The following is a 9,615-nucleotide window of genomic DNA, read 5'->3' as shown; positions in this document are numbered from 1 at the left end:
CCGTCGGAGGCTTCAAGGCGGCGAGGCCCTAACAGGGCTCAGCGTCGCGGGCTTCCGGATAACGATGGCGCGGAGCGATCGGGCTTCGTCGAAACGGTATTCTTGTTCAAAGTTCTCCGGACGGTGTCCGGCGCTCCGCGACCCTTTCCATCCCTCAGCGGTTCCCGCGTGAGCTTGCAACGCCGTGCCCGCTAACACTTGCCCCCACCTGGCGGCTTCGCCGCCTGTCCGCCCCCATAGGGGGCGGAGGACGCGCGCGCCGCGCCGGCGGCGGAACCTCTTCCCCCTCTGGGGGAAGACGACCGCGAAGCGGTCCGTAGGGGGCAAGCGTTCGCCGCACGAAGGTCCTCCCCCGGGTGGGGGAGGTGTCGGCGGAGCCGACGGAGGGGGGAGTATTCGGAAGATGGCCAGATCCATGATCGATGATCCCAAAACTCCCCCCACCGGCCTTCGGCCGCCTCCCCCACGGGGGGAGGGTCTGGAGCTAAAACGCCTCCGCCACGATCGTCCCGTCGGGCAACAGCGCCGCGCGCTTGAGGCCGCTGGAGGCGAAGGGCATGGCGATCTCGCCGTCCCGGTCGACCGCGATCAGCCCGCCGTGGCCGCCCAGCTCGGCCACGCCCTGGATGGCGGCCCGGGCGGCGGCCTCCAGGCTCTCGCCGCCGAACCGCACCCGGTGGGCGATCTGGGCGGCGACGGCGGTGCGGATGAAATACTCGCCCTGGCCGGTGCAGGACACGGCGGCGTGGCCGTCGGCCCAGGCCCCGGCCCCGATGATCGGGCTGTCGCCGACCCGGCCGGGCAGCTTGCCGAACACCCCGGCGGTCGAGGTCGCCGCCGCCAGCCGGCCCTCGGCGTCGCGGACCACGCAGCCGACGGTGCCGGTGGGCGGCCTGTCCGCCGCCCGGTTGTCCTCGAAGGCCCCGGCCTGGGTGAACCAGGTCGCCGGATCGGCGATCTCTTTCAGTCCCTGTTCGCGGGCGAAGGCCATGGCTCCTTCGCCGGCCAGCATCACGTGCGGGGTGCGTTCCATCACCGCCCGGGCGGCCAGGATCGGGCTTTCGAAACCCTGCAGAGCCGCCACCGATCCGGCCCGCAGGGTGGCGCCGTCCATCAGGCTGGCGTCCAGCTCGTATTCGCCGTCGGCGTTGGGCGAGGCGCCCTTGCCGGCGATGTAGAGGCCAGAGGCTTCCAGGGCGACCACAGTCTCGACCGCGACGTCCAGGGCCCCGGCCCCCGCCGCCAGCCGGTCGCGCGCCGCCTCGACCAGGCCGCGCATGTGGGCGATCTCGACGCCGTAGTCATGGCCGCGCTTGGGACCGGCGCCGCCGTGCAGGGCGAGAGTAAAACGCTTGTTTGACATTCTGCTTCCTTGGCCGGACGGCCTGCGCTAGCGTCCGCGCTCTTAACGAAGAAAGACGGGAGAGGCGAGATGAAGGCGGTGCTCAGCAAGGCGGTCGGCGGACCCGAGACCCTGGTGCTGGAGGAGCTTCCCGACCCCGTCGCCGGTCCGGGCCAGGTGGTGCTCGAGATCAAGGCCTGCGGCGTCAACTATCCCGACGTGCTGATCATCGAGGACAAGTACCAGTTCAAGCCCGAGCGGCCGTTCGCGCCCGGCGGCGAGGTGTCCGGCGTCGTCACCGCGGTGGGCGAGGGCGTGACGGCCCTGAAGGTCGGCCAGCGCGTGCTGGCCTCGACCGGCCACGGCGGCATGGCCCAGCAGGTGGCCCTGGACGCGGTCCGCTGCACGCCGATCCCCGACAACATGCCGTTCGACGAGGCCGCCGCCTTCATCCTGACCTACGGCACCTCGTATTACGCCCTGAAGGACCGCGGCCGTCTGAAGGCCGGCGAGACCCTGCTGGTGCTGGGCGCGGCCGGCGGCGTGGGCCTGGCGGCCGTCGAGCTGGGCAAGGCGGCCGGGGCGCGGGTCATCGCCGCCTGCTCCAGCCAGGAGAAGGTCGACCTGGCCGTCAAGCACGGCGCCGACGCCGGCGTGGTCTATCCGCGCGGCCCGTTCGACAAGGACGGCCAGAAGGCCCTGGCGACCCTGATCAAGGACGCCTGCGGCCCCAACGGCTGGGACGTGGCCTATGACGCGGTCGGCGGCGACTATTCGGAAGCCACGATCCGGGCGGCGGGCTGGAACGGCCGTTTCCTGGTGATCGGCTTCCCGTCGGGCATTCCGAAGATCCCGCTGAACCTGACCCTGCTGAAGTCCTGCGACATCGTCGGGGTGTTCTGGGGCGCGTCGGTGGCCCGCGATCCCAAGGGCCACGCCCAGAACGTCCGCGAGCTGATGGACCTCTACCAGGCCGGCAAGATCAAGCCGTACGTCTCCGAACGCTTCCCCCTGGCCAAGGCCGGCGACGCCATCGCCCACCTGGCCAGCCGCAAGGCCATGGGCAAGGTCGTGGTCGTCAACGAATAGTCCGCGTCGCCTCGACACATGCGGATCATCGCCGTCCAAGCGAAAGTCTTGGCGCGGTGGAGATCCGCGTGTGTCGCCAGGCGTTTAAATGGTGAACTGTTCCGCAACGCTCGAATTCAAGGTTAAGCGTCGCTAATCATCCTTCTTGGGAAAGGGCTAAGCCTGTTCCTGTAAACCTGTGCTCCAAGTCGTCGGAGTCGGGTCCAGATGTTTCTTCCAGCGAGGGACGCATTCTCTCCAGAGGTGCGTCAGAACTTCCGTTTGAACCGCCGCCCGGAAGAGCGCGTGCAGGTTCTCGGCGGCTCGATGGACCTGGTCCGTCCCGAGGAAGTGTTCCATTTCGTGGCCGGCAAGATCGCCGCGCGTGAAAGCGCCGTGGTCGCCAACCACAACCTCCATAGCCTGTATCTGCTCCGCAAGGACGAAAGGGTCGCCCAGTTCTTCCGCACGTCCGACCTGATCGAGGTCGACTCGGTGCCGCTGATCTTCTGGGCGCGCATCGTCGGCCGGGCCAGTCGCCGGTTCCATCGCTGCACCTATCTGGACTGGCGCGACGCCTTCTGGGAACGGGCCATCCAGGAGAACTGGAAGGTGTTCTTCGTCGGCGGCGCCCCGGGCGTCGGCGAGAAGGCGACCGCCCGCATTCGGACCGACTGGCCGGGCGCGCAGCTTCGCACCCATCACGGCTATTTCGACGTCACGCCCGGCTCGGTGGAGAACCAGGCGGTGCTTGAGGCGATCAACGCCTACCGGCCCGACGTGGTGCTCGTCGGCATGGGCATGCCGCGCCAGGAGCTCTGGGTCCTGGAGAACCGGGCCGAGCTCGGTCCCTGCGTGACCTTCACGGTCGGCGGGGCGTTCGATTACGAGGCCGGCGTCCAGCGTCCCTCGCCTCGCTGGCTGGGGCAGGTCGGCATGGAATGGCTGTTCCGGCTGATGGTCGATCCCCAGCGCCTGTTCACCCGCTACTGCGTGGAGCCGTGGGCTCTGTTGGGTCCGGCCATACGCGATTTGGGGAATGCGCTTGCGGGACAGGCCGCTTCCCGCGAAAGCTCCGAAGCCCTCCGCGCGGACTACGCACGGGCGGCTGAATTGGCGCGCTCTGACGTTCTGGGGGGACGATGAGCTTGAATATTTATCTGCCGCCGCCGGCCGAGAAGGTCGAGCGGCCCCGCATCGCGCAACGCGTCGCGGCGGTCTGCGGCCTGGCCGGTCTCGTCCTGGCGTGGGCCGTCCTGCTGCTGCCCTGCGCGGTCTGGCTGCTGTTCAGCCTGGTGTTCAACCGGCTGCAGTCGGCGCCCGTCCGCCAGCAAGCCTGAACGCTGTTCACTTATTTTCTGGCCAGGCGCGCGTCGGCGCGCCAGGATAGTCGCGCCTGACGCAGCGGCCCGTTCTCCAGAGGTCGCGCGCGGCCAAAAAGGGAGCGGCGCATGACGGGACGTCTGGACGGCAAGGTTGCGGTGGTCACCGGCGGATGCTCGGGCATCGGGCTGGGAACGGTGGAGCTGTTCGTGGCCCAGGGCGCGCGGGTCGTCGCCGCCGACCTGCAGGCCGAGAAGGGCCAGATGCTGGAGAAGCGCTTTCCCGACAAGGTCCGCTTCGCGCCCTGCGACGTCACCCATGAAAGCCAGATCGCCGCCGCGGTGGAGCTGGCCCAGGACGCCTTCGGCGGCCTCGACATCCTGTTCAACAACGCCGGCATGGGCGGGGCGCCCAACGGCGTGGCCGACATGACCGCCGAGGGTTGGGACGCCACCTTCGCCCTGCTGCTGCGCGGGCCGGTGCTGGGCATGAAGCACGCCCTGCCGCTGATGCTGGAGCGCGGCGGCGGCAGCATCATCAACACCGCCTCGATCGCCGGGCTGCAGGCGGGCTTCGGACCTCTGGCCTATTCGACCGCCAAGGCGGCGGTGATCCACATGAGCAAATGCGCGGCGGCCGAGCTGTCGCCGCTGAAGATCCGGGTCAACGCCATCTGCCCCGGCCTGATCGCCACCTCGATCTTCGGCGCCTCGATGGGCCTGCCGCGCGAGGTCGCCGACCAGATGGCGGCCCGGGTCGCCGAGGTCGGGCCGAGGATCCAGCCGATCCCCAAGGCCGGCCTGCCCGAGGACATCGCCCGCGCGGCGCTCTATCTGGCCAGCGACGACTCCGAATTCGTGACCGGGACCCACCTTGTGGTCGACGGTGGCGTCACGATCGGCGGCCGCCACGCCTGGGATCGCGCCGCCCCCTCGCCGCTGCTGTCGGCCATGGGCATCTCGCCGGAACAGGCCGAGCAGATGCGAGCGGCCATGGTCGCCGCCCAAACTCAGTGAGCCTGGCCCAGTGAGCCTGATCGCCGCCGGCCGGGCCTTCGGCGCCCGGCTGACGCCGAACCTGCGCGGGGCGTTGTGGATGCTGGCCTCGGCGGTGCTGTTCACCGCCATGACCACCCTGATCAAATATCTGGGCGCCGGCTATCCGGCCGCGCTACAGACCTTCTACCGGCAACTGGCCGGGGCGCTCATCCTGCTGCCTCTGGCGGCCCGGGACTGGCGCGGCGCCCTGCGCACCACGCGGCCCGGCATCCTGATCTTCCGATCCAGCGCCGGCGTTCTGGCGATGATCCTGGGCTTCTACGCCTATCAGGAACTGCCGCTGGCCGACGCCAACGCCCTGTCGTTCACTCGCACCCTGTGGCTCGTGCCGCTGGCGGCGCTGGTGCTGCGTGAGCCGGTCGGCCCGTTGCGCGTCGGCGCGGCCCTGGTCGGCTTCGTCGGCGTGCTGATCATGCTGAAGCCGGGCGGCGCCGGGGCGGCCCACTGGCTGGGCTGGCCCCAGGCCGCCGCCCTGGCCTCGGCCCTGCTGTTCGCCCTGACGATCACCGGCATGAAGGTGATGACCCGCGACCACTCGCCTTTCACCCTGCTGGTCTACGCGGCGGGGCTGGGGCTGATCTTCTCGATCCCGCCGGCCCTGTTCGTCTGGCGCTGGCCCAGCCCGCCGGACCTGGGCCTGCTGGCCCTGATGGGCGTGATCGGCACCCTGACCCAGGGTTGCTACATCAAGGGCATGGAGGCGGGCGAGGCGGCGGTGATGGCGCCGATCGACTACACCCGCCTGGTGTTCGCCGTGATCGCCGGCCTGGCGCTCTTTCACGAGACGCCCAGCCTGGCGGTGCTGACCGGCGCGGCGGTGGTCGTGGCCTCGACCCTGTTCATCAGCTGGCGGGAGCACCAGCTGTCGCGGCGCCGGGCCTTGGCGCGGGCCTTGGCCGACTAGCCGGCGTAGAACGACCGATACCAGTCGGCGAACCGCGTCAGGCCTTCGGCCAGCTTGACCTTGGGCTTGTACCCGGTCAGGGCCGTGAGCTTGTCGATATTGGCGTAGGTCGCCGTGACGTCGCCCGGCTGCATCGGCCGCATGATCTTCACCGCTTCGCGACCCAGGGCCGTCTCCAGGGTGGTGATCATCTCCATCAGGCCGACGGGATCGTTGTCGCCGATATTGTAGATCTCATGCTTGCCCTTGGCCGGCGGATGGTCGAGCACGCCGACGATTCCGTCGACGATATCGTCGATATAGGTGAAGTCCCGGGCCATCTTGCCCTCGCCATAGACCTCGATCGGCTGGCCGGCGAAGATCTTCTGGGTGAAGCCGAAATAGGCCATGTCGGGGCGACCCCAGGGGCCGTAGACGGTGAAGAACCGCAGGGCCGACATCGGGAAGCCGTAGAGCTTGGCGTAGCTGATGCTCATCAGTTCGTCGGCGCGCTTGGTGGCCGCGTAGAGCGACACCGGAGCATCGACCGGGTCGGTTTCCCGAAAGCCCTCGCCCGCCAGCGGGCGGTCGCCATAGACGCTGCTGGAGGAGGCGTAGACCAGGTGGGTCACGCCGTTGTGGCGCGCCGCCTCCAGCACCGACAGGTGGCCGGCCAGGTTGGAGCGCTGATAGGCGAAGGGATTGTCGATCGAGTGCCGAACGCCCGCCTGGGCGGCCAGGTGAACGATCCGCTTGGTGCCGTGGGCCCTGACGAGTTCGGCGAAGGCCTCGTGCTCGGCGATGTCCATGCGGATCATCGTGAAGCCCGGCCGCCCGTCGAGACGGTCCGCCCGGGCGGCCTTCAGCGCGGGGTCGTAATAGGTGTTGAACACGTCGACCCCGATCACCGTCTCGCCGCGATCGAGCAGACGCTCGACCACGTGCATGCCGATGAATCCGGCCGCGCCGGTGACAATGACGGGTCCGTCGCTCATGCGCCGCGTCCGATGGAGGCGTAGGTGAAGCCGGCGCGGACCATTTCGGCCGGTTTGTAGACGTTGCGCAGGTCGACGACGACCGGGGCCTTGAGCAGGGTCTTGAGCCGCTCCAGGTCCAGGGCCCGGAACTGGTCCCATTCGGTGATGATGACCAGCGCATCGGCGTCCTGGGCCGCCTCGTAGGGACCCGCGACGAACGACACGCCCGGCATCATGTGGGCGGCCTCCTTGGCGCCTTCCGGATCGAAGGCCTGGACGCGGGCGCCCTTGGCCAACAGGGCCGGCAGGATGTCGAGGCTGGGCGCGTCGCGCATATCGTCGGTGTTGGGCTTGAAGGTCACGCCCAGCACCCCGATCGTCTTGCCGGTCAGATCGTCCGTGCCGAGCACGGCGGCGACCTTCTCGGCCATGGCCTTCTTGCGCGCGTCGTTGACCGCCACCGTGGTCTCGATCAGCTTGACCGGCGCGCCGTACTGCTGGGCGGTGCGCACCAGCGCGATGGTGTCCTTGGGGAAGCACGAGCCGCCGTAGCCGGGGCCCGCGTTGAGGAACTTGCCGCCGATCCGCTTGTCCAGGCCGATGCCCCGGGCCACCTGCTGGACGTCGGCCCCGACCTTTTCGCACAGGTCGGCCATCTCGTTGGCCGCGTACTTGATCAGCTCGCTGGTCCGGCGGCCGGTGAAGACGATCGGCGTCTCGTTCAGCGACAGCGGCCGGTAGAGTTCGCGCATCACCGCCTGGGCCCGTTCGTCCTCGGTGCCGACCACGACGCGATCGGGACGCTTGAAATCCTCGATGGCCGCGCCTTCGCGCAGGAACTCCGGATTGGAGACCACGGCGAACTGGGCCTTCGGATTGGTCTTCTTGATGATGGCCTCGACCTCGTCGCCGGTGCCGACCGGCACGGTCGACTTGGTGACCACGACGGTGAAGCCCTCGATCAGGCCGGCGATCTCTTCGGCGGCGGCGTAGACATAGGACAGGTCGGCGTGGCCGTCGCCGCGACGGGTTGGGGTGCCGACCGCGATGAACACCGCGTCGGCGTCCTTGATGGCCTGCGCGCCGTCCAGGGTGAAGAACAGGCGGCCTTCGCGCACGTTGCGCGCCACCAGGTCGTCGAGGCCCGGTTCGAAGATGGGGATCTCGCCGCGGCCCAGCCGCTCGATCTTACTGGGGTCCTTGTCGATGCACGTGACCACGTGCCCGAAGTCGGCGAAACACGCCCCCGACACCAGACCCACATAGCCGGTGCCGATCATTGCTACGCGCATGAAGATTTCCCGTCGACCATTTCAAACTTGGCCGGCTGGGTTCTAGCGGACCGAAGTGGCGACGGACACTGTTTAGGTGTCCAGCCATGCAAAATTCACAAGGGCGCCGCGCGGGTTGGCTGACTGTGTTCAGAAAGCCTTGAAGCAAGCCAGGACGATCACGGCCCACAGGCCGCCGCTGGCGAGTCCGGCGAGGCCGAGACCGAGGGCTACAGGAAGACGTCGAGCCGAACGCCCGCCCAATCCCTGCAATTCCGACGTCAAAGTCGCGCGAACAGCCGTCATTCGTCACCTCTCTTGCTCAGAGAAGATGCACGATCGGCGTTAATCGAACGTCTATGGCCAGAGTTTTCTTGATCATACTTAAAGAAGTGTTACGGATGGCGGCTACGAGTAGGGGTCAAGGGTTTCGAGGGGGCCGGAACATGTCACTCAGTGCTGTTAACCTTGCGAACTCTACGACTTCCGCGAGCACGGTTGTTGCGGAGGAGGCGTGGATCGAGGATTGCGCGAACGACGCCGATGCGACCGTTGTCGCATCGAGCGGCGCCAAACGCCTGTTCGACGTCGCCTTGTCGGCCTTCGCCTTGCTGTTCTTCCTGCCCGTGCTGCTGATGGCCGCGGTCGCGATCAAGCTCGACAGCCCGGGTCCCGTCCTGTTCCGCCAGCGCCGGACCGGCCTGAACGGTCGGGTGTTCTGGATCTACAAGCTGCGCACGATGCGGGTGCAGGAGGACGGCGCCGACATCAAGCACGCCGCCAAGAACGACGATCGGATCACCCGGGTCGGCGCCCTGCTGCGCAAGACCAGCGTCGACGAGCTGCCCCAGCTGCTCAATGTCCTGAAGGGCGACATGTCGATGATCGGCCCGCGCCCGCACGCCCTGTCGCATGATCAACGCTACGAGGCCCTGGTCAGCGGCTATCGCCGCCGTTTCCGCGCTCGCCCCGGTTTGACGGGCTTGGCCCAGGTCGAAGGGCATCGCGGCGAGATCCACACCCTCGACTGCATGGAAAAGCGGGTCGCTTCCGACAACGCCTATATCGAGCGCTGGTCGCTGGGGATGGACATCGTCATCCTGCTGCGCACCGTTCCTCTGGTTCTGCGCGACCCGAATGCGTACTGAACGGCGAAGCGATGCGGCCTAGACGGGTGCGAGGTCGCGAGAGCGCATGAGTTTACAATCCTTCCTTCGCGATATTCGGCGTTCGCGCTTCTTCCGACACGGCCTGGTTTTGGGGCTGGTGATCGGCGCGCCTTTCGGATGGCTGGCCAAGCCGCCGCCGAAGATCATCAAGCCGACGACTGTCCGCGCCGCCGTCGGCCTGCCAGTGGAGGTCAGCCGCGGCTTTCCACAGGGCGAGGAAATCATCTTTACCGTGCGTGTCAGGAACAAGACGCCCCGCGTTTTCGCCAGCGTCGAAGCCAGCTGCGCCTTCGTGGACGTCACAGGCGCGGTGCTTGGATCGGGATCGCAGTCCTGGTCGGCCGTGGGCCTGGATCAGACCGTCGTCGGAACCATACGGGCCCCAGCGCTGCTGGGAACGACCAAGGCCGAATGCCAGGCTCGCGGCGAATGATGTTTCATCCGCCAAATCTTCCGTTTTCCAGTTTTGAGTTCAAGAGGAACGTCCTCTAGACGCAAAAACAGTGCGCCTTTCAGACGGGAAG

Annotated in this window: 10 protein-coding genes and 1 pseudogene; 7 read left to right on the top strand and 4 right to left on the bottom strand. The window is 68.0% G+C overall.

Features of this window, described 5'->3' with window-relative positions:
• Positions 1–49: 49 nt before the first annotated feature.
• Positions 50–151 (bottom strand): annotated as a pseudogene (locus ASD38_RS25120) (hypothetical protein); the annotation flags it as partial.
• Positions 152–484: 333 nt separating this feature from the next.
• Positions 485–1,363, bottom strand: a complete 879-nt coding sequence (locus ASD38_RS12615; RefSeq protein ID WP_056440011.1) for an isoaspartyl peptidase/L-asparaginase family protein — start codon at positions 1,361–1,363, stop codon at positions 485–487.
• Between the two features lie 69 nt (positions 1,364–1,432).
• Here ASD38_RS12615 and ASD38_RS12610 point away from each other — a divergent pair, with 69 nt between their 5' ends.
• From ASD38_RS12610 to ASD38_RS12590, 5 genes are all read left to right on the top strand, one after another.
• A complete protein-coding gene (locus tag ASD38_RS12610; protein WP_056460411.1) occupies positions 1,433–2,431 on the top strand; it encodes an NADPH:quinone oxidoreductase family protein in 999 nt (332 codons plus the stop codon).
• Positions 2,432–2,638: 207 nt separating this feature from the next.
• The gene (locus tag ASD38_RS12605; protein ID WP_056460409.1) at positions 2,639–3,556 is read left to right on the top strand and encodes a WecB/TagA/CpsF family glycosyltransferase; all 918 of its coding nucleotides are present in this window, start codon (positions 2,639–2,641) and stop codon (positions 3,554–3,556) included.
• On the top strand, positions 3,553–3,750 hold the full coding sequence (locus tag ASD38_RS12600) for a hypothetical protein (RefSeq protein ID WP_056440017.1): 198 nt from the start codon (positions 3,553–3,555) through the stop codon (positions 3,748–3,750). Before ASD38_RS12605 ends, ASD38_RS12600 begins: the two co-directional genes overlap by 4 nt.
• Positions 3,751–3,861: 111 nt before the next feature.
• Positions 3,862–4,749 (top strand): SDR family NAD(P)-dependent oxidoreductase, encoded by an 888-nt coding sequence (locus tag ASD38_RS12595; protein WP_056440019.1) that lies wholly within the window; start codon positions 3,862–3,864, stop codon positions 4,747–4,749.
• 49 nt (positions 4,750–4,798) lie between these two features.
• Positions 4,799–5,695 carry a DMT family transporter gene (locus ASD38_RS12590; protein ID WP_268761000.1) on the top strand — a complete coding sequence of 299 codons (897 nt, stop codon included), beginning with the start codon at positions 4,799–4,801 and terminating at the stop codon, positions 5,693–5,695.
• Here ASD38_RS12590 and ASD38_RS12585 read toward each other — a convergent pair.
• Both ASD38_RS12585 and ASD38_RS12580 read right to left on the bottom strand, forming a co-directional pair.
• Complete coding sequence (locus tag ASD38_RS12585) at positions 5,692–6,669, bottom strand: NAD-dependent epimerase/dehydratase family protein (RefSeq protein WP_056460406.1); 978 nt, start codon at positions 6,667–6,669, stop codon at positions 5,692–5,694. The genes ASD38_RS12590 and ASD38_RS12585 overlap by 4 nt on opposite strands.
• Positions 6,666–7,943 (bottom strand): UDP-glucose dehydrogenase family protein, encoded by a 1,278-nt coding sequence (locus ASD38_RS12580; protein WP_056460404.1) that lies wholly within the window; start codon positions 7,941–7,943, stop codon positions 6,666–6,668. Before ASD38_RS12580 ends, ASD38_RS12585 begins: the two co-directional genes overlap by 4 nt.
• A 497-nt stretch (positions 7,944–8,440) precedes the next feature.
• Between ASD38_RS12580 and ASD38_RS12575 the strand changes: the two genes are divergently transcribed.
• Positions 8,441–9,070, top strand: coding sequence for an exopolysaccharide biosynthesis polyprenyl glycosylphosphotransferase (locus ASD38_RS12575; RefSeq protein ID WP_056461408.1), 630 nt, complete (start codon positions 8,441–8,443; stop codon positions 9,068–9,070).
• Positions 9,071–9,116: 46 nt separating this feature from the next.
• Entirely contained in the window at positions 9,117–9,524 is a 408-nt protein-coding gene (locus ASD38_RS12570; RefSeq protein ID WP_156390693.1) for a hypothetical protein, read from the top strand.
• Positions 9,525–9,615 lie beyond the last annotated feature (91 nt).

The sequence above is a fragment of the Caulobacter sp. Root487D2Y genome, assembly GCF_001427165.1.
In the GTDB taxonomy this organism is placed as follows: Bacteria; Pseudomonadota; Alphaproteobacteria; order Caulobacterales; family Caulobacteraceae; genus Caulobacter.
The sequence above is the reverse complement of the archived record's forward strand: the minus strand, read 5'-3'. Positions and strand labels throughout refer to the sequence as shown.